This window comes from Winogradskyella aurantiaca, assembly GCF_003362725.1.
Taxonomy (GTDB): domain Bacteria; phylum Bacteroidota; class Bacteroidia; order Flavobacteriales; family Flavobacteriaceae; genus Winogradskyella_A; species Winogradskyella_A aurantiaca.
This window is the reverse complement of sequence record NZ_QKTV01000001.1, coordinates 163,475-189,795: the sequence shown is the minus strand read 5'-3', so window position 1 is coordinate 189,795 and position 26,321 is coordinate 163,475. Positions and strand designations below refer to the sequence as shown.

29 protein-coding genes and 1 tRNA gene are annotated in these 26,321 nt (G+C 38.6%); 25 read left to right on the top strand and 5 right to left on the bottom strand.

Annotation, left to right across the window (positions count from 1 at the left end):
* Positions 1 to 101: 101 nt before the first annotated feature.
* On the top strand, positions 102 to 2,552 hold the full coding sequence (locus DN064_RS00905) for an outer membrane beta-barrel family protein (RefSeq protein WP_232827322.1): 2,451 nt from the start codon (positions 102 to 104) through the stop codon (positions 2,550 to 2,552).
* Between the two features lie 5 nt (positions 2,553 to 2,557).
* Here DN064_RS00905 and DN064_RS00900 read toward each other — a convergent pair whose 3' ends face one another.
* Positions 2,558 to 3,670 carry a TolB family protein gene (locus DN064_RS00900; RefSeq protein WP_115460729.1) on the bottom strand — a complete coding sequence of 371 codons (1,113 nt, stop codon included), beginning with the start codon at positions 3,668 to 3,670 and terminating at the stop codon, positions 2,558 to 2,560.
* A 59-nt stretch (positions 3,671 to 3,729) separates the two neighbouring features.
* On the opposite strand from DN064_RS00900, the gene DN064_RS00895 reads away from it, so the two are divergent.
* Genes DN064_RS00895 through dusB form a run of 3 tightly spaced genes read left to right on the top strand, consistent with a single transcriptional unit; the run spans position 3,730 to position 6,445 of the window.
* Positions 3,730 to 4,992, top strand: coding sequence for a M28 family peptidase (locus tag DN064_RS00895; protein ID WP_115460728.1), 1,263 nt, complete (start codon positions 3,730 to 3,732; stop codon positions 4,990 to 4,992).
* A gap of 2 nt (positions 4,993 to 4,994) precedes the next feature.
* Positions 4,995 to 5,396, top strand: a complete 402-nt coding sequence (locus DN064_RS00890; protein WP_115460727.1) for a DUF4345 domain-containing protein — start codon at positions 4,995 to 4,997, stop codon at positions 5,394 to 5,396.
* Positions 5,397 to 5,449: 53 nt separating this feature from the next.
* Positions 5,450 to 6,445 (top strand): tRNA dihydrouridine synthase DusB, encoded by a 996-nt coding sequence (gene dusB, locus DN064_RS00885; protein WP_115460726.1) that lies wholly within the window; start codon positions 5,450 to 5,452, stop codon positions 6,443 to 6,445.
* Here dusB and DN064_RS00880 read toward each other — a convergent pair.
* Complete coding sequence (locus DN064_RS00880) at positions 6,438 to 7,643, bottom strand: ABC transporter permease (RefSeq protein WP_198659384.1); 1,206 nt, start codon at positions 7,641 to 7,643, stop codon at positions 6,438 to 6,440. The two genes, dusB and DN064_RS00880, sit on opposite strands and share 8 nt — an antisense overlap.
* On the bottom strand, positions 7,644 to 8,036 hold the full coding sequence (gene rbfA / locus DN064_RS00875) for a 30S ribosome-binding factor RbfA (protein WP_115460724.1): 393 nt from the start codon (positions 8,034 to 8,036) through the stop codon (positions 7,644 to 7,646).
* 129 nt (positions 8,037 to 8,165) lie between these two features.
* Between rbfA and mce the strand changes: the two genes are divergently transcribed.
* From mce to DN064_RS00860, 3 genes are all read left to right on the top strand, one after another.
* Positions 8,166 to 8,570 (top strand): methylmalonyl-CoA epimerase, encoded by a 405-nt coding sequence (gene mce / locus DN064_RS00870; RefSeq protein WP_115460723.1) that lies wholly within the window; start codon positions 8,166 to 8,168, stop codon positions 8,568 to 8,570.
* Between the two features lie 45 nt (positions 8,571 to 8,615).
* Positions 8,616 to 8,689, top strand: a tRNA-Ile gene (locus DN064_RS00865).
* Between the two features lie 216 nt (positions 8,690 to 8,905).
* Complete coding sequence (locus DN064_RS00860; RefSeq protein ID WP_115461345.1) at positions 8,906 to 9,118, top strand: hypothetical protein; 213 nt, start codon at positions 8,906 to 8,908, stop codon at positions 9,116 to 9,118.
* On the opposite strand, the gene DN064_RS00855 is transcribed toward DN064_RS00860, so the two are convergent.
* Positions 9,108 to 9,698, bottom strand: coding sequence for a riboflavin synthase (locus DN064_RS00855; RefSeq protein ID WP_115460722.1), 591 nt, complete (start codon positions 9,696 to 9,698; stop codon positions 9,108 to 9,110). The genes DN064_RS00860 and DN064_RS00855 overlap by 11 nt on opposite strands.
* A 60-nt stretch (positions 9,699 to 9,758) precedes the next feature.
* Between DN064_RS00855 and pdxA the strand changes: the two genes are divergently transcribed.
* The 18 genes from pdxA (at position 9,759) to DN064_RS00765 (ending at position 25,393) form a co-directional block, all read left to right on the top strand.
* On the top strand, positions 9,759 to 10,799 hold the full coding sequence (pdxA, locus tag DN064_RS00850) for a 4-hydroxythreonine-4-phosphate dehydrogenase PdxA (RefSeq protein ID WP_115460721.1): 1,041 nt from the start codon (positions 9,759 to 9,761) through the stop codon (positions 10,797 to 10,799).
* 79 nt (positions 10,800 to 10,878) lie between these two features.
* The gene (locus tag DN064_RS00845; RefSeq protein ID WP_115461344.1) at positions 10,879 to 11,421 is read left to right on the top strand and encodes a YceD family protein; all 543 of its coding nucleotides are present in this window, start codon (positions 10,879 to 10,881) and stop codon (positions 11,419 to 11,421) included.
* An 8-nt stretch (positions 11,422 to 11,429) separates the two neighbouring features.
* Entirely contained in the window at positions 11,430 to 11,630 is a 201-nt protein-coding gene (gene rpmF / locus DN064_RS00840; protein WP_115460720.1) for a 50S ribosomal protein L32, read from the top strand.
* A gap of 172 nt (positions 11,631 to 11,802) precedes the next feature.
* Positions 11,803 to 12,798 (top strand): beta-ketoacyl-ACP synthase III, encoded by a 996-nt coding sequence (locus DN064_RS00835; RefSeq protein ID WP_115460719.1) that lies wholly within the window; start codon positions 11,803 to 11,805, stop codon positions 12,796 to 12,798.
* Positions 12,799 to 12,824: 26 nt separating this feature from the next.
* On the top strand, positions 12,825 to 13,310 hold the full coding sequence (accB, locus tag DN064_RS00830) for an acetyl-CoA carboxylase biotin carboxyl carrier protein (RefSeq protein WP_115460718.1): 486 nt from the start codon (positions 12,825 to 12,827) through the stop codon (positions 13,308 to 13,310).
* A gap of 70 nt (positions 13,311 to 13,380) precedes the next feature.
* Positions 13,381 to 14,730: an acetyl-CoA carboxylase biotin carboxylase subunit gene (gene accC / locus DN064_RS00825; protein ID WP_115460717.1), complete on the top strand. Its 1,350-nt coding sequence runs from the start codon at positions 13,381 to 13,383 to the stop codon at positions 14,728 to 14,730.
* A 35-nt stretch (positions 14,731 to 14,765) separates the two neighbouring features.
* Positions 14,766 to 15,881 carry an NAD(P)/FAD-dependent oxidoreductase gene (locus DN064_RS00820; RefSeq protein WP_115460716.1) on the top strand — a complete coding sequence of 372 codons (1,116 nt, stop codon included), beginning with the start codon at positions 14,766 to 14,768 and terminating at the stop codon, positions 15,879 to 15,881.
* Entirely contained in the window at positions 15,878 to 16,327 is a 450-nt protein-coding gene (locus DN064_RS00815; RefSeq protein WP_115460715.1) for a 3-oxoacyl-ACP synthase, read from the top strand. The genes DN064_RS00820 and DN064_RS00815 overlap by 4 nt, the downstream gene beginning before the upstream one ends.
* 68 nt (positions 16,328 to 16,395) lie before the next feature.
* Positions 16,396 to 16,899 (top strand): YceI family protein, encoded by a 504-nt coding sequence (locus DN064_RS00810; protein WP_115460714.1) that lies wholly within the window; start codon positions 16,396 to 16,398, stop codon positions 16,897 to 16,899.
* Positions 16,896 to 18,032, top strand: coding sequence for an NAD(P)/FAD-dependent oxidoreductase (locus DN064_RS00805; protein ID WP_115460713.1), 1,137 nt, complete (start codon positions 16,896 to 16,898; stop codon positions 18,030 to 18,032). Before DN064_RS00810 ends, DN064_RS00805 begins: the two co-directional genes overlap by 4 nt.
* Complete coding sequence (locus tag DN064_RS00800) at positions 18,029 to 18,748, top strand: methyltransferase domain-containing protein (protein ID WP_115460712.1); 720 nt, start codon at positions 18,029 to 18,031, stop codon at positions 18,746 to 18,748. The genes DN064_RS00805 and DN064_RS00800 overlap by 4 nt, the downstream gene beginning before the upstream one ends.
* 6 nt (positions 18,749 to 18,754) lie before the next feature.
* Entirely contained in the window at positions 18,755 to 19,807 is a 1,053-nt protein-coding gene (locus DN064_RS00795) for a type III polyketide synthase (protein ID WP_115460711.1), read from the top strand.
* Positions 19,801 to 20,598 carry an enoyl-ACP reductase FabI gene (locus DN064_RS00790; RefSeq protein WP_115460710.1) on the top strand — a complete coding sequence of 266 codons (798 nt, stop codon included), beginning with the start codon at positions 19,801 to 19,803 and terminating at the stop codon, positions 20,596 to 20,598. The genes DN064_RS00795 and DN064_RS00790 overlap by 7 nt, the downstream gene beginning before the upstream one ends.
* Entirely contained in the window at positions 20,599 to 21,036 is a 438-nt protein-coding gene (locus DN064_RS00785) for a 3-hydroxyacyl-ACP dehydratase FabZ family protein (protein ID WP_115460709.1), read from the top strand.
* On the top strand, positions 21,033 to 22,307 hold the full coding sequence (locus tag DN064_RS00780) for a beta-ketoacyl-[acyl-carrier-protein] synthase family protein (protein WP_115460708.1): 1,275 nt from the start codon (positions 21,033 to 21,035) through the stop codon (positions 22,305 to 22,307). Before DN064_RS00785 ends, DN064_RS00780 begins: the two co-directional genes overlap by 4 nt.
* A gap of 22 nt (positions 22,308 to 22,329) precedes the next feature.
* On the top strand, positions 22,330 to 22,581 hold the full coding sequence (locus DN064_RS00775) for an acyl carrier protein (RefSeq protein ID WP_115460707.1): 252 nt from the start codon (positions 22,330 to 22,332) through the stop codon (positions 22,579 to 22,581).
* Positions 22,581 to 23,144 (top strand): 4'-phosphopantetheinyl transferase superfamily protein, encoded by a 564-nt coding sequence (locus DN064_RS00770; protein ID WP_115460706.1) that lies wholly within the window; start codon positions 22,581 to 22,583, stop codon positions 23,142 to 23,144. The genes DN064_RS00775 and DN064_RS00770 overlap by 1 nt, the downstream gene beginning before the upstream one ends.
* A gap of 5 nt (positions 23,145 to 23,149) precedes the next feature.
* On the top strand, positions 23,150 to 25,393 hold the full coding sequence (locus DN064_RS00765; protein WP_232827369.1) for an efflux RND transporter permease subunit: 2,244 nt from the start codon (positions 23,150 to 23,152) through the stop codon (positions 25,391 to 25,393).
* Here DN064_RS00765 and DN064_RS00760 read toward each other — a convergent pair.
* Positions 25,390 to 26,301: an ABC transporter ATP-binding protein gene (locus DN064_RS00760; protein ID WP_115460704.1), complete on the bottom strand. Its 912-nt coding sequence runs from the start codon at positions 26,299 to 26,301 to the stop codon at positions 25,390 to 25,392. The genes DN064_RS00765 and DN064_RS00760 overlap by 4 nt on opposite strands.
* Between the last annotated feature and the right edge of the window lie 20 nt (positions 26,302 to 26,321).

Here is a 26,321-nt window from a genome sequence, read left to right as displayed (position 1 = left end):
TTTAAGATTGCAAATATAGCGTATTTATTGCCCTGCGAATGAAGATATTGCTGCTTAAGACTATAAAAGTGCGGAAAACCCGTAATTAAAAATTTATAACAATGTTTATATTGCGCATCATGCAATTTGCTTTACATAAGAAATCCATAGCATTATGGATGGTATTGTTAACTGTGGGCGCACAACTATGGGGTCAAGAGTTCGGGGTGTTTGGAAAGGTTCAGGATATCAATGGTGAGCCCATTTCATTTGCCAACGTGCTGCTTACTAGAGCTTCAGATTCTTCTTATGTGGCGGGTACCAGTACAGACGATTATGGCAACTTTTCTATAATTCCATTGGCATCTGAAGAATACAAGATTTCAATTTCCTTTATTGGCTACAATTCCTTTGAGTCCGTTTTTCTATTAGACAAGGATCGAGATTTCCAGACCATAGTGCTCGAAGAAAACAGCGAAACACTTGATGAGATTAGTATTATAGCTAAGAAACCAACTGTTACTAGGCAGCCAGACCGCCTCACTTTTAATGTAGCTAATACAGCCCTTGTAGAGGGGAGCACCATGCAAGTTTTAAAAAGTACCCCAGGGGTCATTGTTACAGAAGGAGCTATTAATGTTAAGAGCTCATCGGCTACAATCTTTATTAACAACAAGCGGGTTCAGTTAACGTCTAATGAGTTAATACAGTTATTGGAAAGTGCTCCAGCGGAAGCCATTAAATCGGTTGAGGTAATAACTAACCCACCAGCGAGCTACGATGCTGATAGTGGGGTTGTTATTAATATTAATATGTCTAAAAATTTAATTGCTGGTTACCGAGGAAGTATTTATGGGAGCTTTACGCAAGGGGTTTATCCTCGATATAATTTAGGAACTAGTCAATACTTCAAAAATGACAAGTTGAGTTTTAACATCAACTATAATTTTACCAAGAAAAAGATTAACAGGGATAACTTGGGTGTGGTTAATTTTTTAGATGATTTTAATGAGGTGGTGGATATTTGGACCTCTGATATTAATAGAACCACAAGATCTGAAACACATAACCTTAACCTTAATCTTGATTATGAAATTGATGATGCAAACAGCTTAAGTCTTTCAGCAACAGGCCTTTTGACTCCGTTTTTCAAATACGGAATTTTTAATAATACCACCATTACTGATCCGAGCAATATTTTCCTTTCGCGCTTTACTGCAGATAACCTGGCCAGAGATAATAAGTATAATGTTGGTGCAGATATAGGCTATAGGCATCAATTCAAAAATAGTGCTGTTTTAAGGGTGAATGCTCATTATACTGGGTATGACTATTCGAGAGGGCAGAATGTATTTAGTGAATTCTTTGATATGAACGATGATTTTGATTTTGACACGGAGTTCAACACCGATGCTAATCAACGAACAGATATCTTTAATGGAAAGGTCGACTATAGTACCTCTATCGGGGAAGACACCGGTACCTTTGATGTGGGAGCTAAGTTTTCGAATGTTCAAACAGATAGTGATATCACTAAAACAGATATTGTAAACGGAGTCCCTGTTCTAGACCCTTTAAATTCTGATGCTTACAAATATGATGAGAAGGTTTTTGCCGCCTACGTCAATTTTTCGAAAAGCTGGGATAAGTGGAACCTTACCCTAGGGCTCCGGGTAGAGCAGACCAACATTGAAGGGCAATCCATCTCTCTTGGCGAGACTAACTTACAGGATTACCTCGAATGGTTTCCAAACTTGAGCGTTTTACATAACATTTCAGATAACACCAGTTTATTTTTTAATTATAAGAGAAGTATAACCAGACCCAATTATAGTAATCTGAACCCGTTTAGGTTTTTTCTAAATGAAAATACCGTGGTGGTTGGAAATCCACTTCTTCAACCCACCTTTAGAGACTACTTTGAAATCGGGGTTAATTTTCTAAAATATTTTACAGCTCAATCCTATTATTCATACAGGAAAGGTGATATTCAGGAATTACCACGACAAAACAATAACACCAATATAATCGCCTATATTCCAGCTAATCTTGATAAAACGGTGGAATATGGCTTTGACCTTTGGGTAGATTTCTATTTGACGGATCGTTGGAGCGTTTTTGCACTAACCTCCTTTTTTAATATAACCGAAGAAACTCAAATTAATGATGATTTTGTTTCCTTGTCCCAATGGACTAATTACAGTCAACTATCAAATACGTTGAGCTTACTAAAAGACAATTCACTCAATATAAATTTTAACTTGACCTACGCTTCTAAAAGTTTGCAGGGATTGAGTTTGGTGTCAGCACGGCTGTATTCTGACTTGAGTATCTCAAAGTCTTTATGGGATGATAGAGCGGTTATTACTTTGTCGATGGAAGATCTTTTTAACGAGCAGGATGTTCTGGTAACAACGGAGTATCTCAATCAGTCCAATTCTTATTTCTCCAATCTTGACAATAGGTTTATTAAGCTGGGATTCCGCTATAAGTTTGGTAACACCAAATTAGTTTCAAACGAGCGCACATCCGATGTTCAAGAACGGGAACGAATCAAAGAGCGAGAAAATTAACATTCTTAATCCTGCCACTCTGCTATAAACAGGTTGGTATCCCTGTTTCCACCATTATTTCGGTTCGATGAAAAGGCCAGATACTTACCATTATTGGAAAATACTGGGAAGGCATCAAAGGTTTCACCATGGGTAATTCTGGTTAGGTTTTTCCCATCGATGTCTATCATGTATAAATTAAAAGGAAACCCACGCTCGGCTTCAAAGTTTGAAGAAAACAGGATTTTATCTCCTGATGGATGAAAGAAAGGACTCCAATTAGCGTTACCAAGATCTGTAAGCTGCCTTAAATCAGAACCATCAGCATTGCAGATATAAAGCTCCATATTAGTTGGCTCAACCAATCCTTCTGCTAACAATTCTTTATACTCTTTGATCTCCTGCTCCGTTTTTGGTCTGGATGATCTGAAAATAATTTTGCTGCCATCGGGTGAAAAGAAGGCTCCTCCATCATAGCCCAATTCATTAGTTATTTGTTTAACATCCGATCCATCAAGATTCATGGTGTATAATTCCAAATCCCCGCTGCGTGTTGATGTAAACACGATTTTATCACCCATCGGAGATACAGTTGGTTCAGCGTCATAACCCACTTCATTAGTCAGCTGGCTTACAATATTCCCCTGTAGATCCGCCACAAATATGTCATAACTATCGTAAATGGGCCAGATATATTTTCCATTTTTTCTCAGTGGTGTATCCGGGCACTCTTCAGCCCCCAAATGGGTTGAAGCGTAGATAATGTGTTTGTTATCCGGCAGAAAATAAGAACAGGTGGTTCTGCCCATTCCCGTGCTAACCATTGGGGGTTTGTGGTTTTCAAAGCTGTCTTCAAGGTTCATCAGGAACATCTGGTCGCAGTTAACTCCCCAATCCTTAAAATTTGATTGAAAAATAAGCTTTTTATCATCAAAACTCCAGTAGGCCTCGGCATTATCCCCACCAAAAGTAATCTGTCGTATAGATTTAAAATGTTTGCGTTCTTCAGGATAAATTAAAGAATCAAATCCTTCAGTTGAAGCCATATCAGAAGTTGCAACTGAATTTTCATTAGAAGCTTTGTCTTTACAGGATACAATTGCTGTGACAGCAAGTAATACCAAAAATTTCTTGATCATTTGCTTAGTTTTAATACTGATGATTTATAGCTAATTTTGAACAAAAATAAGGTATCAACATGAAACAGCATTTTGTTATAGTCATTCTAATTATCCTGTTGGCTTCCTGCAGAAATAGTGATTCTACAGACAAGAGGTACTTATATTCTCAAAAGATGAAGGATGATGTGAGTTATCTGGCGGACGATCAACTAGAAGGCCGACAAACCGGAACCCCCGGCGAACTGAAGGCATTAGAATATATTCAAATTCGATTTGAAGAGATGCAAGTACAACCTTTGGGAACTAAAGGCTTTGTCCAGGAATTTTCTTTTAAACCCAAAACAGACCCACATGAGGACGTAGAGTTTACTACCAATTCAGATAGTACTATAACAGGTAGAAACGTCATTGGCTTTATTGATAACCAGGCACCAACAACCATTGTTATTGGTGCCCACTATGACCATTTGGGTTATGGTGGCGAGGGGTCCTTATATCGAGGAGAAGACAAAGCTGTTCATAACGGAGCCGATGATAATGCAAGTGGAGTTGCTATTATGCTTGATTTAGCTGGAAAACTAGTAGAAAAATCTCAGGCGGTCGAAATCCGCGATAATAACAATTACCTTTTCATTGCCTTTTCTGGGGAGGAAATGGGACTTTTAGGGTCCAATTATTTTTCAAAAAACCCAACCATTGATTCGCAGAAGATTAACTATATGATTAACATGGACATGGTAGGTCGGTTAAAAGAAGACAAAACGCTAGCGGTTCATGGGGTAGGTACCTCACCAATGTTTAAACAAACACTCAATGCCAATAACGAACAGTTTAAACTTGTAATGACCGAAAGCGGTGTTGGACCAAGTGACCACACCTCCTTTTATTTGATTGATGTTCCCGTGTTGCATTTTTTTACTGGACAACATGAAGATTACCACAAGCCAGGGGATGATGCAGAGAAGCTCAATTACCAGGGTATGGAATTTATATCCACCTATATTTTCGACATCATTACAGATCTTGATGATAATGGTGAGTTGGCTTTTAGGACAACGAAGAACGAAAGTGAAGAAGTTCCCAGATTCAAGGTTGGTTTAGGTGTAGTGCCAGATTATTTATATGATGGTAAAGGCATGCGTATTGATGGTACCCGGGAAGAGACACCAGCATTTAATGCCGGAATTAAAAAAGGGGATATTGTAGTGAAATTAGGAGACAGTGCGGTATCGGACATGATGAGCTATATGCGTGCTCTGTCAGTCTTTGAAAAAGGTGATGTTACCAACATAACTGTTAAGCGTGGAGATAGTTTAATAGTAACAACAGTTAAATTCTAAACTTGCAAGCACCTCTTATAACCAAAATCCATTTAAAGATATCGCTAATCATATCAGTATTAGTGGTAATTCCTGCCGCCTTTATTTATGGGTTTAATCCAGAGGTCCTTTTAGATATTTCATTGAGCACCATTGATGAGCAGAACTTTTCAAAAGGGGTTATGGGCTTGTATTTAGCTTTGGCTTCCTTGTGGTGTTTTGGCCTGTTCAATCCTAAATTTTTGCATGCAGCACTGATTTCAAATGCCCTATTTATGTTGGGCTTAGGATTTGGCCGTATTCTAAGTGTCATCTTTGATGGGATACCTTCTACAGCCTTTAGCATAGGGCTAATCGGCGAACTTGTTCTTGGGTTATATTCGGCCTGGGTGCTTAATTCCAAGTGCTTTCAGAAGGCCTCATAAGTCTAGGATTATGACCATTTTACAATAAACCGTAGCTTTGCAAAAAAATTGATTTGGTTAAGATAGGCGACATAGAACTAGGCGACTTTCCATTGTTACTCGCTCCCATGGAGGATGTGAGTGACCCACCCTTTAGAGCACTTTGCAAAGAACAAGGTGCAGATGTGGTTTATACCGAGTTTGTTTCTTCTGAGGGTTTAATAAGAAATGCCGCCAAGAGTGTGATGAAATTGGACATCTATGAAAAGGAACGTCCTGTTGGCATTCAGATATTTGGTGCCAACATGGATAGCATGCTCCAAACCATTGATATTGTTGAAAAATCCAATCCTGACATTATTGATATTAATTTTGGATGCCCAGTTAAGAAGGTAGTGAGTAAGGGGGCTGGAGCTGGAATTCTCAAGGATATTTGCCTGATGGAGAAACTCACTGCTGAAATGGTTAAACGGACAAATCTCCCCGTTACTGTAAAAACCCGATTGGGTTGGGATCATGATTCTATAAAAATTGTTGAAGTTGCAGAGCGCCTTCAGGACGTGGGTTGTAAGGCCATAGCCATTCATGGTAGAACACGTGCCCAGATGTATAAGGGTAATGCTGATTGGAAGCCTATTGCGGCTGTTAAAAATAATCCAAGAATGCACATTCCTGTATTTGGAAATGGCGATGTCAATACTCCAGAACGCGCTGTTGAGATGCGTGATGAATATGGTCTGGATGGAGCTATGATTGGTCGTGCTACGATTGGAAATCCATGGTTCTTTAAACAGGTCAAACACTTTTTTAAAACCGGTGAACACCTGGCGCCAATTTCTCTGGCAGAGCGTGTAGAAGCCGCAAGGCGTCACCTTCAAATGTCTATAGATTGGAAGGGTGAAAAACTAGGGGTATTTGAAACGAGGCGACACTATACCAATTATTTTAAAGGCATTCCCAATTTTAAGGAATATCGCATGAAAATGGTAACCAGTGATGATTCAAAGGATGTATTTGCTGCTTTTGATGAGGTATTGGAAAAATTCTCCGACTACGAGTTCGCTAGTTAGGCTTTACCAGTTTAGAATTAATGCGTTGTGACGCTATTTGTGAGGCGAGAATTCCTAACACATAAATGGTGACTAACACCAGAACAATATTCCAAATAACAATGTCAACAGGATAAGGCAACTCTTGCGTTAAGTATACCAGATGAAATTGTTTTTGCAACCAGACCAGTATCAGGCCAATAAGTAGCCCTACTGTTCCACTAATTAGGGTTAATAAACTCCCCTGAAAGAAAAATATTTGTTTGATTTGTCTAATCTCAACACCCAAAGAATACAAAGTGTTGAGAGAGTTTTTCTTATCTAAGATCATCATAATAATAGCCCCAATCACATTAAATAGCGCAATGATGATGACCAAGGTAAAGATGAGGTATACAGCCAAGTTTTCAGTGTTAAGCATTTTATACAAGGCATCGTTCAGCTGTGCCCTGGTTTTAATTGTAAATCGATCGGGGAAGGTATTCTGAATAGCCGTAATGATAGCTGAAAGGTCTTTAGTTGCGTCCGCCCTAATTTCTAAAGCAGAGAATTGATTGCTATCATATTCCAAGAGGTACTGAGCCATTTCAACCGGACCGTAGATGAACTCATTATTCATTTCTTCATTAATATCTACCAATCCAATATTACTTACCCTTAAACTATTATAAGCAGATTTGGCATTGGTAATCTGCCCTTTTCCCGCTTTTGGAATATAGATGGTTAAAGGTCGTCTATAATCCAAAATACCAAAGGCCAATTGATTAGAGATACCCCAACCAGAAACAATTTGATTGGTTTCCTTAGTCAGCCACGCCCCCCTGCGTATCATAGAATCGATGCGTGTTACCGATTGGAAGTTCTCGTCCACACCTTTAAGGGTGGCCAGCACATTTTTGTTATCCGAGTTCAAAACAACACGTTCTTCAATAATCTTGGAGTAGGCTGTAATGCCCTCTATTCTCGATAGGGCTATGGAATCCTCAGAAGTCCAAGTAAAACTTTTACCTTTTAAAGGGCTGAGCTTTAGGTCTGGGTCTACGTAGGACATAAACTGCAGACTGTAAGTTTTTAAACCGGCAAATCCAGATAAGACAATAAACAGTGCTGCCGCCGATATTACAATACCAGCAGAAGCAATACCCCCCATGATGTTAATGGCATTGTTTGAGCTTTTTGAGAACAAATACCGTTTAGAAATGTATAACGGAAACTTCAATTAGGATTTTTTGCGTTTATCCAGTAAGTCTGGGTTTTCTATTGGGTTATCTCCTTGTTTCAACGATTTTTCAATATTGTCGATATATTCTAATGAGTCGTCTATAAAGAATTCAAGTTCCGGCATGCGTCTGAGTTGATGCCGTGTTCTTTGTGCAATTTCATGACGGATCATTGGAGTATTAGACCGAATCCCGTCCAGTAATTCCTGGGCATCCTTGTTAGGGAAAATACTGAGGTATACCTTAGCAATGGACAGATCAACGGTGACTTTCACCTTAGTTACAGAAATAATAGTTCCCTTAAACCCACTCGATGAGGCCGCACCTTGAAGAATTTCAACAAGATCCTGTTGAAGAATTCCGCCAATCTTTTTTTGTCTGTTAGATTCCATAGTACAAAATTACTTCTTAGGGCAGGAATAGCCTAAATTTGAATTGGAATAATAAAAATAACATAAATCATAGTTTCTAGAACTGGAGCAAAGTACTTTTAGAATCTAAATTCTGTAACGAATAGCATTATGAGAAAAATTGAACATATTGGAATTGCCGTTAAGGATATTGAAGCATCCAATAGTCTGTTTGAAAAGCTTTTTGGTGAAGCGCACTATAAAACAGAAGAGGTAGAATCAGAAGGTGTAAAAACCTCGTTTTTTCAGGTAGGACCCAATAAAATTGAGCTTCTGGAAGGTACTAACCCCAATAGTACTATCACTAAATTTATAGAACGAAAAGGAGAAGGTATTCACCATATAGCCTTTGATGTAGAAGATATTGTTTCTGAAATAGAACGACTCAAAGAAGAAGGCTTTACGGTGTTAAACGAAACCCCAAAAAAAGGCGCTGATAATAAGCTGGTTGCCTTCCTGCACCCTAAAACTAGTAACGGTGTTTTGGTGGAGCTCTGTCAGGACATTCAACCTTAAATGTTTGGGCACTTTTAAAATATGTAGTAATATTGCAGCCCTAATGGTCTCATAGCTCAGTTGGTTAGAGCATCTGACTCATAATCAGAGGGTCCCAGGTTCGAGCCCTGGTGAGACCACCCCAAAAACAGCCTTTCTATCAGTAAGGCTGTTTTTTTATTGAGGATAATTCATACCTCTTTTAAGATTTCAACATATAAATGTGCATTTGATACCCGATAGTTTTAGACAGTGACAATTTTTTATATTTTTGAATTCTAATTAGTTAAAATTGAACTCGCTATTAAACCAACGTGCTAATTTTACAATCGCTGATTGTAATAATGAATAAAATTATGCGTTCTGCCTCAATGCTACTTTTGTTCTTAACATGGAACATATCTGGTCTACAAAACACCCAGATTCCGCCAACTCCGGATCCTGGGCCATCACCTCCTCCACCAGGTTTGCCAATTGACAATTACCTCGTAGTTCTATTTTTGGCCGGTTTATTATTTGGATCTTATAAGATCTATAAGACCATAAAGAAAGGGAGTCTTAAGAATTAATTTGATGAAGGCGCGCCACGTATTTGCCAATTACATCAAATTCTAAATTTACCTTATCACCTAACTTAATTTGCTTGAAACCTGTATGCTCATAAGTGTAAGGTATAATGGCCACTGAAAAGGAAGTAACCTGAGAATTTACAACCGTTAGGCTGACGCCATTTACGGTAATGGAGCCTTTTTCTATTGTAATGTTGGACAATGAGGGGTCGTATTCAAATGTAAAAGTCCAACTTCCATCGTGTTCTTTGGCCTCTGTGCAAACTGCCGTTTGATCCACATGACCCTGCACAATATGACCATCTAACCGAGCACCCAGTTTCATAGCGCGTTCAAGGTTCACAAAGTCTCCTGTTTTTAATGACCCTAGATTTGTTTTCTGTAGCGTCTCGTCTATGGCAGTTACGGTATATTCAGATCCTTCAATGTTAACTACAGTCAAGCACACTCCATTGTGTGCAACACTCTGGTCGATTTTTAACTCAGATGTAATGGGACTGTCAATGGTTAAGTGCACATTGGAACCTTCATGATCAATCTTTTTCAGTTCCCCCATAGCTTCAATGATACCTGTAAACATAGTGTGCCTTTTTATAGTTAAATTTGTCCTCTTAAATGGTTTGCAAAGTTACGGCATAATATGAAAAGCGATAAAAAAATAAGAGTTGGAATTTCAATTGGTGATCTCAATGGCATAGGATCTGAGATTATTTTGAAATCTTTTGAAGATCAACGCATGTATGATTTTTGCACTCCAGTCGTATATGGCTCTTATAAACTAATGAGCTTTTTCAAAAAACATTTTTCCAGCAAGGTTAATTTGTTTGAGTACAAAACGGTATCCAACATCGGTCATAACAAAATGAATGTTGTTAATGTTTGGCGCGACCGTGTTGATATTAATTTTGGTGAGGAAGATGCTCATATTGGGAAGTATGCTATCAAGTCGCTAAAAGCCGCTGTTGAAGCCCTGAAGAATCGTGAAATTGACGTTCTGGTGACGGCTCCAATTAATAAGTTTAATAGCCAATCAGAAGAGTTTAAGTTTCCGGGGCATACGGATTATTTAAACCAGGAGCTAGACGGAAATAGTTTGATGTTTATGGTAAGTGATACGTTAAGAGTAGGGTTGCTCACAGATCATGTACCTGTGAAAGATGTACCGAGTCATATAGATAAAGACCTCATACTTAGAAAGATTAAGACCATTTCAGAGAGCCTAAAGCAGGATTTTAGAGTGAGTAAACCAAAAATAGCGGTGTTATCTATCAACCCACATGCTGGCGACCAGGGGGTTATTGGAAAGGAAGATGACGAAATTTTAAAACCAACTCTGGTAGAATTACAAAAGAATGGTCAGTTGGTATACGGACCTTATGCAGCAGATAGTTTCTTTGGTAATAAAAATCATGAGAATTTTGATGCCGTGATAGCCTCGTATCACGATCAGGGTCTTATTCCATTTAAAACCATAACCTTTGGTGAAGGCGTTAACTTTACGGCTGGCCTCTCACGAGTTAGAACCTCTCCAGATCATGGCACAGCCTTTGAAATTGCAGGTCAAGGCGTCGCCGATGAGAGCTCGTTTAAGAAGGCTATATTTATGGCGATCGAGATTTTTAGGAACCGATCTGAGTACCGGCATTATTCCAAACAGCCCTTGAAAGTTTCCAGAGATTAGATACTAACAATTTTTGTTCATATCTTCCTCAAGATTAGATAAAAAGTTATATATTTGCACGCTCAAAATGAGTGGAGGGATGAAAAAAATGAAGGCATACAGCATTTCATTTTCAGGATTGAAAATTGGAAAACACCATTTTGATTATCAAATAGATAATACGTTCTTTCAGGATTTAGATTATAATGAGTTCAATGCCGCCAATTTATTGGTGGAACTGGTTTTTGAGAAAAAAACAACACTTATGGAGTTGGAATTCTCGGTTAACGGTCATGTGAATGTCAATTGTGACCTAACAAACGAACCATTTGAATTACCATTAGAAGACCAGTTGAAACTGGTTGTGAAGTTTGGAGAGGAATACAATGATGATAATGAAGAAATACTCATTATTCCTCATGGTGAATACGAAATTAATGCCGCCCAATACATCTATGAAATGATTGTATTGGCAATGCCATTAAAAAAAGTACATCCAGGTATTGAAGATGGGACATTGAAATCAGACATTCTTGACAAATTAGAAGAACTAAGTCCAAGTAAGAACACAGACAACGAAAACAACGACGATTATAAAGATCCCCGGTGGGATTCATTAAAAAAACTATTAACGGATAAATAACATTTAAGATGGCACATCCTAAGAGAAAAATTTCTAGAACAAGAAGAGACAAGAGAAGAACTCATTATAAAGCCACTGCACCGCAAATTGCTACTTGTCCAACTACTGGTGAGCCACATTTATACCATAGAGCTCACTGGCACGAAGGTAAGTTATATTACAGAGGTCAGGTTTTAATTGACAATACTCAGGAAGAAAATGTAGCATAAGTATTATGCACGCATATAATAAAACGCCCGGTAACGGGCGTTTTTTTTGTTATAATTTCCTGAATCTGTCAAAAACTGCTTAATTTGCATAATTATTTGCCAAAAAAGAGGGGTTTTTGACCAAAAACGAGCATTTTTCGTCAAAACCGAGTTTTTAACTTAAACGCCAATAATGAGTAAAATAACAGCAGCTATTACAGCTGTAGGATCATACGTTCCAGATTATGTACTAACAAATCAGATTCTGGAAACCATGGTGGACACCAACGATGAATGGATAACCACCAGAACTGGAATTAAAGAACGTAGAATTCTAAAAGAGCCAGGAAAAGGCACCTCTTTTCTTGCCATTAATGCCGCCCAGGATTTGCTATCTAAGTCGGGTGTGGATCCCAAAGACATAGACCTTGTTCTTGTTGCAACAGCAACTCCCGATATGAAGGCTGCTGCAACGGCCCCATATACGGCTACTGAAATTGGTGCGACAAACGCTTTTGCTTTTGATTTAGAGGCTGCTTGTTCAAGCTTTTTGTATGGTATGTCCGTAGCGTCTTCTTACATTGAATCTGGTCGTTATAAAAAAGTACTTTTAATAGGAGCAGATAAGAACTCTTCTTTCATTAACTATAAGGACCGAGCAACCTGTATTATTTTTGGAGATGGTGCAGGTGCTGTGTTATTTGAGCCAAACGAAGAAGGTTTTGGTGTACAGGATGAATTGCTGAGATGTGACGGTTCTGGTCGCGAGTTTTTAAGAGCACAATACGGAGGGTCATCCTATCCAATAACAGAGGAGACCTTTAATGAAGGGTCTCATTATGTGTTTCAAGATGGAAAAACAGTGTTTAAAAACGCTGTCTCAAATATGGCCGATGTTGCAGAACAAGTGGTTAAACGCAACAATTTAACTAACAGCGACGTTGATTGGTTAGTAGCACACCAGGCTAATAAGCGTATTATTGATGCTACTGCTCACAGAATCAATCTAGAAGATGAAAAAGTGATGATGAATATTCAGAAATACGGAAATACCACTTCTGCTACCTTACCATTACTTTTAAGTGATTATGAATCACAACTGAAAAAAGGAGATAACCTAATATTTGCTGCCTTTGGTGGCGGATTTACCTGGGGCGCTTTGTATTACAAGTGGGCCTATAATTCTTAACTATTTTAACTAACAAAACCAACATTATGGATTTAAAGGAAATTCAGAATTTAATCAGATTTGTTGCAAAATCAGGCGCAAGTGAGGTTAAACTGGAAACTGGCGATGTAAAAATCACCATTAAAACCGGACAAGATTCAGAAACAACTATTGTTCAGCAAATGCCAATGGCGGCAGCTCCAGTAGTTCCTGCTGCTCCTGTAGCTCCAGTAGCAACTCCTGCTGAACCAGCGGCCCCAGCAGCTCCTGCTGCGGCAGCAGATGATTCAAAATATATTACTATTAAGTCACCAATTATTGGAACGTTCTACAGAAAACCGTCTCCAGACAAACCTGTGTTTGTAGAGGTAGGTACTGAAATTAAAGAAGGGGATGTTCTTTGTGTGATTGAAGCGATGAAGCTTTTTAACGAAATCGAGTCTGAGGTATCAGGTAAGATTGTAAAGGTACTGGTTGATGATGCATCTCCTGTTGAATTTGACCAGCCATTGTTCATGGTAGACCCGTCTTAACCATATTCATTTAATTGAATAGGTTTTGAATTCCACTTAGGTGGATATTAATCTTCAAACTTGAATCAAAATGTTTAAGAAAATATTGATTGCTAACAGGGGAGAAATAGCACTACGTGTTATTAGAACCTGTAAAGAAATGGGCATTAAAACCGTAGCTGTATATTCTACTGCTGATGCGGATAGTCTGCATGTTAAGTTTGCAGATGAGGCGGTTTGTATAGGACCAGCTCCTAGCCCGGAATCGTATCTAAAGATGTCCAATGTTATTGCAGCAGCCGAAATTACTAACGCTGATGCGATACATCCGGGATATGGATTTTTATCAGAAAATGCCAAATTCTCTAAGATTTGTGAAGAGCACGGCATTAAGTTTATCGGTGCTTCTGAAGAAATGATATCTAAAATGGGAGATAAGGCAACAGCTAAGGCTACTATGAAGGCTGCTGGTGTTCCTTGTGTTCCTGGTAGTGATGGCATTATTCCTGATTTCGATGCTTGTAAAAAAATCGCCTTAGAAACGGGTTATCCAGTCATGTTAAAAGCTACCGCTGGTGGTGGTGGAAAAGGGATGCGTGCTGTTTGGAAAGAAGAAGATCTAAAGGCAGCCTGGGACTCTGCTAGACAAGAATCCAAGGCTGCATTTGGTAATGACGACATGTACATGGAAAAGCTGATTGAAGAGCCAAGACATATCGAGATACAAGTAGTAGGTGACTCTCGTGGAAGAGCCTGTCATTTATCAGAACGCGATTGTTCTGTTCAAAGACGCCATCAAAAACTAACAGAAGAGGTACCGTCTCCATTTATGACCAAAAGATTGCGTGATAAAATGGGTAAAGCCGCCGTTAAAGCTGCTGAATATATTAAATATGAAGGAGCAGGTACTGTAGAGTTTTTGGTAGATAAGCACAGAAATTTCTATTTCATGGAAATGAATACACGGATTCAGGTGGAGCACCCAATCACGGAACAAGTAATTGACTTCGATTTGATTCGTGAGCAAATTTTAGTAGCTGCAGGCGTCCCAATTTCTGGTAAAAACTATACACCAAACCTGCATTCGATTGAATGTCGTATCAACGCTGAGGATCCCTATAACGACTTTAGACCGTCTCCAGGAAGAATTACGACACTTCACGCTCCTGGTGGGCACGGTGTAAGATTGGATACGCATGTCTATGCTGGCTATATCATACCTCCAAATTACGATTCTATGATCGCCAAGCTCATCACAACTGCTCAGACACGTGAGGAGGCCATAAATAAGATGAAGCGCGCTTTAGATGAGTTTGTTATTGAAGGAATTAAGACAACCATACCATTTCACCGTCAATTAATGGACCATCCTGATTATCTGGCAGGTAATTATACGACTAAGTTTATGGAAGACTTTGAAATGAAGCCTTTAGAAGATTAAAAAAAAGCTCCTATTTTTAGGAGCTTTTTTTAATTATGAGCTTATCTTTTTGGGAAATAGAATCCTGGTTAAACCATGTAGACTTCACAGTTGTGGGTAGCGGTATTGTGGGGCTTAGCTGTGCCCTTGAATTACGCCGACTCCACCCAAACGCCAAAATACTGATTTTAGAGAAAGGTATGTTTCCACAGGGGGCAAGTACCAAGAATGCGGGCTTTGCTTGTTTTGGGAGCTTAAGTGAAATTCTGGACGACCTTAATCACCATTCTGAGGAAGAGGTGCTTAAATTAGTCCATCAGCGGGTGCAAGGTATACAATATCTTAGATCTAATTTAGGTGATAAAGCTATCGATTATCAGGAATTAGGCGGTTATGAACTTTTCCTTAAAGAGGATCAGGCCTTCTATGAAGAATGTGTCGCCCAAATCCCTAAAGTCAATCAATTGCTTCAACCTCTTTTCTCTGAGGGGGTATTTTCACTAAAACCCAATGCATTTAAGTTCAACGGGATTGTCAATAATTATAGTTTTAACAAATTTGAAGGCCAGATAGATACTGGTAAAATGATGCAAGCCTTAATAAAAAAGGCCTATTCTGAAAACATTCTAATTATTAATAATTGTCAGCTCATTAAATATACTGAACAAGCGAATCAAGTTACTCTGTTGACCCATGATTTTGAATTCAACACAAACTATCTAATGGTGGCCACCAACGGATTTGCCCAGCAGCTAGTCCAGGAAGAAGTTCTTCCTGCAAGGGCCCAAGTCCTTATGACAACCCCGATGCCAAACATGGAAATCAAGGGAACATTTCATTTGGACAAAGGCTATTATTATTTTAGAAATATAAATGATCGTATTCTATTTGGTGGAGGACGAAATCTCGATTTTAAAACTGAGGAAACAGCTAAGTTTGGCCTGACGGATTTAGTTCAAGAAAGGCTTGAAACCTTGTTAAAAGAGGTAATCCTTAAGGATATACATTTTGAAGTTGAACACCGATGGTCAGGAATTATGGGTGTTGGGCATCAAAAGAAACCAATTATAAAAGCAATAAATAACCGGGTGTTTTGTGGTGTGCGACTGGGCGGAATGGGGATTGCTATTGGAAGCGCTGTTGGCAAAGATTTGGCTAATCTGACAACATGAGCATAAAAAAACAACTTTTGGAACAATGTGGCGATTTGGTTGGTATGCGCCTTCGGCTTCTCCAAAATTCTATTCTTGATATTGAAAACAGTTTGAACTCTGAAACCAAGAGTAGTGCAGGTGATAAACATGAAACGGGCCGTGCTATGATTCAATTAGAACGTGAGAAACTGGGAAACCAGTTAAGGATAGTTGAGGAACAACGTAACATTCTAAAGAGAATAAGAATTGATAAAACCAATCATACTGTGGCCCTTGGAAGTATAGTGACAACTAATAAAGCTAATTATTTTATCTCTATAAGTGCCGGTAAAATTTCTGCAGACGGAATTTCCTATTATGCCATATCTTTAAATACACCTATCGGCCAGTTATTATTTTCTAAGCGAGTTGGAGAAACTGTAATTTTCAGAGATGAAACTCAGGAAATTATAAAAATTCTGTAAAACTCATCTTCCTTTTTTATTAACTGCTAATTCTGCCGTAACTTCATTGATTTCAAACATTTTGATACATGCGGTTAATGCTAATTATTCTTGTATTTCTAACACATTCAATGTGGTCTCAGAATACACAGATAAGTTTTGTCATTAAAAACTTTGGAATTGATGTTGATGGTGCTTTCTCAAAATCAAAGGTCAGTTTGGGTCAGGATAGCTTGGGTAATATAACCGACATTAAGGGCGAAGTATTGGTGGCCACCATAGAAACTGGAATCACCAAAAGAGATAAACACTTATTGGAAGAGGATTATTTTGATGCATTAAAATACCCTCAAATCCTATTAGAAAGTACTTCTGTTAAGCCTTTAGGAAATAATGCTTACCAAATAAATGCCGATTTAAGTATCAAGGGCACTACCAGGTCTATAACCATTAGAGGAAGGAGAATAACCGAAGGAGGTCGTGAAACATTCCAGTCAGAGTTTGAGATCAACCGTCGTGATTTTGATGTTGGAGGTGGTGGTTTCCTAGGGAAAACAGTAACCGTAAAAGTCGTACATTTTTTAAATCCTTGACAAACAAACCCAATTCAAATATTGTTATTATTGGAGGGGGCTTAGCTGGTTTATGCGCTAGCATTCACCTATCAGAACATGCGAGTTTAGTAACACTAATTGAAAAAGGCAATTATCCTAAACACAAAGTCTGTGGGGAATACATTTCAAACGAGGTATTGCCTTATTTGAAATCACTTGGGTTTGACCCCTTTGAATTTGGCGCTAAAAAAATTAGTGAGTTTGAATTAACAACACGATCTAATAGAAGAATTAGAGCCAAACTGCCGCTTGGTGGATTTGGGATGAGTCGTTATCAAATGGATTATCAGCTTTTTCTTTTGGCCAAATCAAAGGGAGTAAACATGATAAAAGATACCGTAACCTCAACCTCCTTTGAGAATAATGAGTTTATCTTAACAACAAAGGGTTCAGGAATTCTTACTGCAGATTTAGTCATTGGTTCCTTTGGAAAACGATCCAACTTGGATGTTAAGATGGACCGCAACTTTATAAAGCGAAAATCACCTTATTTGGGTGTAAAGATGCATGTCTCTGGTAATTTTCCAGAAAGCAAGGTGGCGCTTCATAATTTTAAAGGTGGCTATTGTGGAGTTTCCAAGGTAGAGAATGATCATATTAACCTTTGTTATATTACCAGTTATGAGTCTTTTAAACAGTATAAAGACTTAGAGGAATTTCAAGAGAAAGTACTTTTTGAGAATGATCGTTTGAAAGAGATCTACCAAAAAACCACTCCTGAGTTTGAGAAACCATTAAGCATTAGTCAAATCTCTTTTGAAACAAAGGAGGCCGTTGAAAACCACATATTAATGTGTGGAGATTCAGCAGGAATGATTCATCCACTATGTGGTAATGGTATGGGAATGGCAATAAGGTCTGCACAATTAGTATCACTTTGCATTATTGCCTATCTTCAAGGTGAAATACCAGATAGAAGCGCCTTGGAAACGGTTTATAAACGAAAATGGCAGTCTAACTTTAGTTTTAGGCTTAAGGTTGGGCACACAATTGCGTATCTATTTCGAAAGGATTCAATAGCAGCCTTTCTTCTTAATGTTTTGAGGGTTTTCCCATTTTTGATTCCTCAAATTATAAAAATGACCCACGGCAAACCGATGAAAGAGGCATGAGCTTGTTTATAGATACTACATATAGAAGTAACGAGGAGGAACTGATGGATGATTTTTCCATTCAGGGCGATCTACTTCGCGACACATTGGATCAACTAGGTCGTATCAATAAATGGCTTGGCGGAAACAGGATTACGCTTAATGGCATAGACCGTTTGTTAAAGAATCGAACGAAAGGACAGAGTTATACGATTATAGATTTAGGATGTGGTCATGGCGATATGCTGAGACAGGTAGCCAATTATGGAAGGAAGCAGCAATTTAAGTTTCGGTTATTGGGTGTTGACGCTAATAAGGATGCCATTGCCTATGCAAGAGAACTATCTAAATCATATCCTGAGATTGAATATTCTAGCCAAGATATTTTTTCAGAACAGTTTAAAGAAGAGACTTGTGATATCGCCCTCTGCACCCTCTTTCTTCACCATTTTTCAGAAATCGAAATCTTAAAACTACTCAAACAACTTAAAGAGCAGTCCAATCTGGGTATTGTTGTTAATGACCTTCAAAGATCTGAAATAGCCTATGGGTTATTTCGTTTATTAGGTATTACCATTTCTAACCATATGGTAAAACAGGACGGTTTAACCTCAATATTAAGAGCCTTTAAAAAAGAAGAATTAGAACACATGTCTAAACAGTTAGCCCAACCTTTTGTTATAAAATGGAAATGGGCATTTAGATACCAATGGATTATTAAAACAGAAAAGCAATAACGCCATATGCCCGTAAAAATAAGTGCAATCGCCAAACAATTACCTCCTTATACGCGTGAAACCAAAGACATTTTGCCCTTCGTGGAATTATGGTTAGAAGGTCAGGAAGATCGCTTTAAGCGAAAGGTGCTCAAGATATTCGAGAATGCAGCCGTGGATCGACGTTACTCCATCATGGATGCAGAGGAAGTGTTTTTGAAAACATCCTTTGAAGAAAAGAATGATATTTATACAAGAGAAGGAATAAAACTGGCTGAAGCGGCCCTTATAAAAGCTTTGGATAATGCTAACTTAGAGGCTAAGGATATTGATTATATCATTACCGTAAGTTGTACAGGTATCATGATTCCTTCTTTGGATGCATATTTAATTAATCGTTTAAACATGCGCGAGGATATTGTGCGATTACCAGTGACAGAAATGGGTTGTGCCGCTGGCGTGTCTGGGATTTTATATGCAAAGAACTTTCTTAAGGCTAATCCAAATAAGAGAGCTGTGGTTATAGCCATGGAATCTCCTACGGCCACATTTCAATTGGACGATTATTCTATGGTGAATATTGTAAGCGCCGCAATTTTTGGTGATGGTTGCGCCAGTGTTATTCTCTCATCTTATGAGGATGAAACAGGCCCTGAAATTCTCGATGAGTCCATGTATCACTTTTACCAAGCGGAGCATATGATGGGCTTTAAACTGCGAAATACAGGATTACAAATGGTTTTGGATCAAACAGTACCACAAACTATAGCAGATCATTTTCCAGCAATCATCCATCCATTTTTAGAGCAAAATGATCTTAGTATTTCAGATATTCAACATTTAGTGTTTCATCCTGGAGGTAAGAAAATTGTTCAAACGGTTGAAGATCTGTTTGGTGACTTGGGAAAAAATATTGATGATACTAAAGAAGTTTTAAGGCTGTATGGAAATATGAGTAGTGCCACAGTTCTATATGTCTTAGAACGATTTATAGAAAGAGGAATTAATAAAGGTGAATATGGCTTAATGCTAAGTTTTGGACCAGGCTTTTCAGCACAACGAATCTTATTGAGATGGTAAAAGAATTCAAAAATAAGAACCAATGGGCCCTAATACTAGGTGGAAGTTCTGGATTGGGACTAGCCACAGCTAAAAAATTAGCAAATCATGGCATGAGCATTATTATCGTGCATAGAAATGCCAGAAGTCAAATGGAGGCTATTGAGAAATCCTTTCAAGAGATCAAGGATCTGGGAGTGGAGTTGTTGTGTTTTAATCAGGATGCGTTTAAGCCAGAAAAGCGGGAGGTTATAATTCAGGATATCAAAGATACATTAGGTAATTCTGGGACTATAAAAACCCTGATTCATAGCGTAGCAAAGGGTAATTTAAAACCAATGACCTCAAAGGACAATCAGGTCTTAAGGTCTGATGATTTTGAGCTCACTATTAAAGCGATGGGTATTAGTTTATACAATTGGACCAAAGCTATTTTAGATGAAGAGTTGTTTGATTCAGACGCACGTATCATCAGTTTTACGAGTGAAGGAAATTCCAAAGCCTGGGAAAATTATGCGGCTGTATCTGCCGCTAAGGTGACACTTGAAGCCATTACCAGAAATATTGCATTGGAGTTGGCGCCTTTTGGTATTAAAGCTAACTGCATTCAAGCAGGGGTGACCGATACTTCTTCCTTACGCATGATTCCCGGAAGCGATAAGATTGTGGCTCATAGCCTAAAACGTAATCCTAATAAGCGCCTTACCACACCAGAGGACGTGGCTAATGCAGTATATCTATTGTGTAAAGATGAGGCATCCTGGATTACAGGAACTGTGATACCCGTAGATGGGGGAGAACACTTAAGATAAATGGATAGTAGACAGATCATATCATTATTGCCCTATAAGGAACCTTTTCTTTTTGTTGATCACCTAGAATCTGTTTCTGAACAAGGTTGTGAAGGCGCTTACACCTTTAAACATGATGCGTATTTTTATCAAGGACATTTTAAAGACCATCCTGTCACCCCAGGGGTTATTTTGACGGAGTGCATGGCTCAAATTGGAGTGGTTTGTTTGGGCATTTATCTGATGGGTCAATCCATAGATAGTCTGACAAATCCTCAAATTGCACTAACCTCTCATCAAGTTGATTTTTATATTCCCGTATTTCCTGGTGAGACAGTTAAAGTACGCTCAGAGAAAGAGGTGTTTCGCTTTAATAAATTGAAGTGCAAAGTTTATATGTATAATAGCAAAGAGAAATTAGTGGCTCGAGGGATTATTTCAGGAATGTTAAGCTCATGAACCAACGCGTTGTTATTACAGGAATGGGTGTGGTGGCTCCAAATGGAGTGGGCCTTGAGTCCTTTTTACAATCATTGAAAGAAGGAGTGTCTGGTATCCAACATTTCCCTGAATTAGAGGATTTAAAATTTTCTTGCCAGATAGGTGGTATTCCTAGTATTTCTGAAGAGTTCAAACGACACTACTTTACAGACTTACAACTGCGGGGATTTAATAGTTCTGGGATTCTTTACGGTTGTATCGCAGGAATTGACGCCTGGAAGGACGCAGGCTTTGACAACAATGCCGATAGTAAGCTGGATGATGAAACAGGTCTCATTTTTGGGACAGGGACCTCTGGAGTGGAGAAATTTCGAGAAGCTATTTACAAACTTGATGATGGCCAGGTCAGACGCTTAGGGAGTACGGTTGTCTTGCAAACCATGACGAGCGGTGTGAGCGCTTATTTGAGTGGCATCCTGGGATTGGGCAATCAAGTGACTACAAATTCGTCAGCATGTAGCACAGGAACTGAAGCTATAATCATGGGTTTTGACCGAATTTGTTCAGGCAAAGCCAAACGCATGTTAGTGGGTAGTTGTAGTGATCATGGCCCTTATGTTTGGGGAGGTTTTGATGCCATGCGGGTTATGACCTATAAGCATAATGCAAATCCCAAAAAAGGTTCAAGACCTTTGAGTGCTTCGGCTTCAGGTTTCGTACCAGGTAGTGGAGCAGGTGCTCTAGTGTTGGAATCGCTCGAATCAGCCTTAGAGCGTGGCGCTACGATTTACGCTGAAGTATTAGGAGGGGCAGTTAATTCTGGTGGTCAACGCCAAGGAGGTACCTTAACGGCACCCAATTCAGAGTCGGTTCAAAAGTGTATTAAAAAGGCCTTAGAGTTCAGCGAAGTGCAGGCTTCGGAAATTGATGTGATCAACGGTCACCTTACAGCAACTTCTAAAGATTCAGTGGAGGTGCAAAACTGGGTTCAAGCGTTAGACCGTTCAGGTGATGACTTTCCGCATATTAATGCGACTAAATCCATGATTGGTCATTGCCTTGCCGCAGCTGGAGCTATTGAATCTGTGGCAAGTATTCTGCAATTAAAAGATCAATTCTTAGCTCCTAATTTAAATTGTGAAGATATCCATCCTGAAATTGCAAAGCTTGTACCTTTGAAATGCATTCCACAAAGTTACACTCAAAAACCATTGAATATACTTGCTAAAGCAAGTTTTGGATTTGGAGATGTCAATGCCTGTGTTTTATTTAAGCGTTATAAAGCGTAACTTTACTTTGTAAAATAACGCTATGAACAAAGACGAGCTTATTGCCAAGTTAAAACCTATCATTGAACCTTATATTCAAGATGAAGCGGCATTTAAAAACCTATCAGAAGACACGGATTTTGTAAAAGATCTCAAGATTAATTCGGCTAATTTGGTAGATATTATTCTTGATATCGAAGATGCCTTCGACATTAGATTAGAAAATGAGGATATGGAGCAGATGATGGATGTAAAATCTGCCATGAGTATTGTCAAGTCTAAGCTGGAAGCTTAATGATTGGAAATGACATTGTTGACCTAGGCTATGCCAGGATTTCTAAATGGCAGCACCCAAGGTTTTTAGATAAATTGTTCACCATTCAGGAACAAGAATTAATAGGACAATCTTCTAACAAATTTTCTGCGATATGGCAACTTTGGGCAATAAAAGAGGCGGCTTATAAGGCTTATTTGCAACTATATCCTTCCCGATTTTTTAATCCCAAGGCCTTCGTTTGTTCTGCTTTATCTTCCAGAACTGAGGTGAGCTATCAAGACTTTAGTGTAGAAGTTCAATGTGTTAAAGACAACAGCATGATTTACGCAGAAACGATTGCTCAAAAGCCAGTGCATAGAGAAATCTTAAAAGTGTCACCCGACCATGAGTCTCAGAGTAAACAAATTCGACAGACCCTTTTTTCTAGAATGTCTGAACAATTAAATATTGAAAACGAGTGTTTGACTTTACGAAAAGATCGTTCAGGGGTTCCTCATATCTACCATCAAGGTTCCAAACTTAAGGCGGCCATATCATTAACCCATCACGGGGGCTATGCTGCTTATTCCATTACCTATTAGTGAAAGTGTTGAGACACATAATCATCCAGATCATTCGATTCCGTATTGGCATAATGGTCCTTTTAGCTCTATTAATGGGGTTGTCGGGATACCAGACGTTTCAAAAGTTACGTGTTGACAATTCTCTTGCAATATGGTTTTTAGAAGATAATCCTAGTTACAGAGCCTATATTGATTATCAGGAACAGTACGGCTCCGATGAGATTTTTGTTGGAATGATACCAGTAGAAAATGCCATGGACTCCCTTAATATCCTGCGTCTATCGAGATTTCATCAGCATATAGACTCCCTTTGGTTTGTAAAAACCTCCTTTAGTTTGGCCAAAGCGGAGTATCCTATTTATGCCAAGGGAGATATTTCTTTTCAACCGCTTTACAATCCTCGACGTAGTGAACGGGGCATGAAAAACCTGATGTCCAAATTGCCTAATATCTCACAGCAGTTGGTCACTGAAGATTTTAAGAACCTGTTTTTTTATATCCAATTAAACCCCACACCGAGCATAGAAGCACAGCGCGATCAAATTGCCAAGGATATACGTGAGGTGATTGATGAGCACTATAATGACTATTACCTTACTGGAGCCCCAGTTCTTAACGAAGCCTATAGCGTTGGAATTTATAAGGAAAGTCTCATTTTTGGGATTCTCACAATCGGTTTTATTAGCCTTATGCTATTGTTTTTGCTGCCGAGTAAGCGTTATTTAATAGTATCGCTGTTATCGGTTGTCGTCCCCATTTCTCTCCTCTTTGGAATCATCACGTCTTTCGGTTTTGCCTTAAATATGATTTCGATGCTCATACCAACCATTCTTATGGTTTACAGTGTGAGCGATGCGGTACATATTATCAATATCTATCATAAGGAAGGATTGTTGATGGGAGATAGTTCCAAAATCGACTTACTTACGCTTACCGTAAGACGGAGTTTTACACCGTGCTTTTATACGACTCTTACCACTTTTGTAGGGTATTTTGCGCTGTATCTTTCGCCGCTTCCCGCATTTAAGGAAATGGGTGTATTTACCTGTGTTGGCTTATTGCTAAGTTTCATTTTAGTCTATCTAGTTACAATCATTGGCTTTTCATTTATGAACATAGATTTTAAATCGGCCACACCTGTTTTACAATGGAAAGTTTTTAATCAAAGTGCTGTTATTCAATGGCTCAACCAACTAACGACTAAGCGTCAAATATCTATAATAGTAGTTTCTAGTATTATCCTGGTATTTGGTATTTTCTCTGTTTTTAAAGTTGACATAGATACTAACTCCCTTGATCTTTTGGCCGAAGGGCAGGCTAAAGATGAATTGCGTATAGTTGAGCAAGAGTTGAATAGTAGTTCCAGACTACAATTGAATATCACTACCAATAAAGGGAGTATGTTAGAACGGGAGAACATTAAGAAACTAGAGTCCTTTCAAACAAACCTTGAAGGCAATATTTTTGCAGCACATCCGGTCTCGATAGTCAATCTTAAACAATTTTTAGAGGCTCGTTCTCCGATATTGTTTCAATCAAATATCAATGAAGAGAAAATCAAATTTGCATTGCAGCGCATAGGAATGACTGACAACCAGTTTTTTACTTTAGTATCAGATGATTTTAAGACCACTGGCCTGGTTTTAGGTGTTAAAGAGATCCGGACCTCTGAGTTAGAAACCTTATTAGATGATATTAAAATCAGGTTTAAAGAACAGTTTGATCCTGATAGTTACGACCTAAAGATTAATGGTTTTTCGGTGGTGTTTTCTCAGTTGAACAACTTTATTTTAGAAACTCAATTCAAGTCCTTTTTTGCAGCATTTTTTGTGGGCTTCTTATGTCTTTTTGTTTTTATAAGAAATATTAGAACTACAATTCTGGTGTTAATTCCTAATGTTTTGCCCTTGGCCATTTTAGCAATTTTCATGAGCCTTTTAGATATCCCGTTGGACGTGTCCACAGCTATGATCACACCCATCATGTTGGGAATCGCCATGGACGATACCATACATCTGGTCTATAAGTACCGAAAAAGTAAAACGATTAAGGGAACACCAGAAGAACGTATGGATAATGCCATGCGATATACGGGAAGCGCTCTATTCTCTACAACCATAGCCTTAGTTGTAGGCTTTCTAATTATCGCATCCAGTGCAGTACCTTCAGTTCGGGATTTTGGGTTGCTTTGTGCGGTGACGGTGGCAATTGCCTTATTAACAGATATTTTTTACTTACCAGCCTTATTGAAGCGGTTAGATCGCTAAGAAGAAAATTGAATTTGAATTGAAGAGTTCTTTTCAATTGCTTTTTCTGACCTTATAAATAGTGTTTGCCCATCAAATAAGGCCTTTACCAACCAAGAATTCCCATTAAAATAAGACTGTTCCACGGTTGCTATATGATCTGATTGCTCAATGATTTGAATTTGATCCGCGTAATATATCTTATCATTAATTTGATTGAATTCTCCAAAAAAGGAGGCAATTAGGGGGAGCTTTGGATTGTGATAAAGTATTTCAGGTGCGCCTCTTCTGATAATTTCGTGCTCATGAAGAACCAATATCTCGTCGGCAAAACTTAGTACGTCATCTTTGTCATGCGTAGCAACTAGGCAGGTGATTCTGCACTCTTTTAAATAACCAAAAATATTACGACGTAGGGACTGCTTTTTAAAATTATCGATATGACTGAAGGGCTCGTCCAATAATAAAATTTCAGGTTCTTTAGCCAAGGCTCTGGCAAGGGCAACACGTTGTTTCTGTCCACCACTAAGATTCTTTACTTTGACATTAGCAAATGGCTCTAGCTCCACCACTTTGATCAATTCAGCAATACGGGAGGCCTTTTCTTCAGGATAAAAATTAGACAGGAATTCACCAATATTTTCAGCTACCGTAGTAAAAGGCATAAGGTCAAATTCTTGAGTGACCTGCTTCATAAAATTATAACCCACGACCAGGTTGAAAGCTGGGCCAAGTATTTGCTGGTCTTTCCACCAAATTTCACCGTGTTTTAGGTCGAACTGTCCATAGATGAGATTGAGTAAGGTACTTTTCCCTGAGCCACTTTCACCAATAATTGCAAGATTGGCTCCTTTATCAACGGAAAATGTAATGTTCTCCAGGATGGGTGTACTACCGTAAGTGAATGAAATTCCTTTTACCTCTAGCATGTTTTACTGAAAACCATTAA

What these genes read in the sequence shown, in the direction of transcription:
- DN064_RS00905 (WP_232827322.1), top strand. Translation starts at nt 102, where the DNA reads ATGTTTATATTGCGCATCATGCAATTTGCTTTACATAAGAAATCCATA.
- DN064_RS00900 (WP_115460729.1), bottom strand. Translation starts at nt 3,670, where the DNA reads ATGATCAAGAAATTTTTGGTATTACTTGCTGTCACAGCAATTGTATCC.
- DN064_RS00895 (WP_115460728.1), top strand. Translation starts at nt 3,730, where the DNA reads ATGAAACAGCATTTTGTTATAGTCATTCTAATTATCCTGTTGGCTTCC.
- rbfA (WP_115460724.1), bottom strand. Translation starts at nt 8,036, where the DNA reads ATGGAATCTAACAGACAAAAAAAGATTGGCGGAATTCTTCAACAGGAT.
- mce (WP_115460723.1), top strand. Translation starts at nt 8,166, where the DNA reads ATGAGAAAAATTGAACATATTGGAATTGCCGTTAAGGATATTGAAGCA.
- DN064_RS00860 (WP_115461345.1), top strand. Translation starts at nt 8,906, where the DNA reads ATGCGTTCTGCCTCAATGCTACTTTTGTTCTTAACATGGAACATATCT.
- DN064_RS00855 (WP_115460722.1), bottom strand. Translation starts at nt 9,698, where the DNA reads ATGTTTACAGGTATCATTGAAGCTATGGGGGAACTGAAAAAGATTGAT.
- pdxA (WP_115460721.1), top strand. Translation starts at nt 9,759, where the DNA reads ATGAAAAGCGATAAAAAAATAAGAGTTGGAATTTCAATTGGTGATCTC.
- DN064_RS00845 (WP_115461344.1), top strand. Translation starts at nt 10,879, where the DNA reads ATGAAAAAAATGAAGGCATACAGCATTTCATTTTCAGGATTGAAAATT.
- rpmF (WP_115460720.1), top strand. Translation starts at nt 11,430, where the DNA reads ATGGCACATCCTAAGAGAAAAATTTCTAGAACAAGAAGAGACAAGAGA.
- DN064_RS00835 (WP_115460719.1), top strand. Translation starts at nt 11,803, where the DNA reads ATGAGTAAAATAACAGCAGCTATTACAGCTGTAGGATCATACGTTCCA.
- accB (WP_115460718.1), top strand. Translation starts at nt 12,825, where the DNA reads ATGGATTTAAAGGAAATTCAGAATTTAATCAGATTTGTTGCAAAATCA.
- accC (WP_115460717.1), top strand. Translation starts at nt 13,381, where the DNA reads ATGTTTAAGAAAATATTGATTGCTAACAGGGGAGAAATAGCACTACGT.
- DN064_RS00820 (WP_115460716.1), top strand. Translation starts at nt 14,766, where the DNA reads ATGAGCTTATCTTTTTGGGAAATAGAATCCTGGTTAAACCATGTAGAC.
- DN064_RS00815 (WP_115460715.1), top strand. Translation starts at nt 15,878, where the DNA reads ATGAGCATAAAAAAACAACTTTTGGAACAATGTGGCGATTTGGTTGGT.
- DN064_RS00810 (WP_115460714.1), top strand. Translation starts at nt 16,396, where the DNA reads ATGCGGTTAATGCTAATTATTCTTGTATTTCTAACACATTCAATGTGG.
- DN064_RS00800 (WP_115460712.1), top strand. Translation starts at nt 18,029, where the DNA reads ATGAGCTTGTTTATAGATACTACATATAGAAGTAACGAGGAGGAACTG.
- DN064_RS00795 (WP_115460711.1), top strand. Translation starts at nt 18,755, where the DNA reads ATGCCCGTAAAAATAAGTGCAATCGCCAAACAATTACCTCCTTATACG.
- DN064_RS00790 (WP_115460710.1), top strand. Translation starts at nt 19,801, where the DNA reads ATGGTAAAAGAATTCAAAAATAAGAACCAATGGGCCCTAATACTAGGT.
- DN064_RS00785 (WP_115460709.1), top strand. Translation starts at nt 20,599, where the DNA reads ATGGATAGTAGACAGATCATATCATTATTGCCCTATAAGGAACCTTTT.
- DN064_RS00780 (WP_115460708.1), top strand. Translation starts at nt 21,033, where the DNA reads ATGAACCAACGCGTTGTTATTACAGGAATGGGTGTGGTGGCTCCAAAT.
- DN064_RS00775 (WP_115460707.1), top strand. Translation starts at nt 22,330, where the DNA reads ATGAACAAAGACGAGCTTATTGCCAAGTTAAAACCTATCATTGAACCT.
- DN064_RS00770 (WP_115460706.1), top strand. Translation starts at nt 22,581, where the DNA reads ATGATTGGAAATGACATTGTTGACCTAGGCTATGCCAGGATTTCTAAA.
- DN064_RS00760 (WP_115460704.1), bottom strand. Translation starts at nt 26,301, where the DNA reads ATGCTAGAGGTAAAAGGAATTTCATTCACTTACGGTAGTACACCCATC.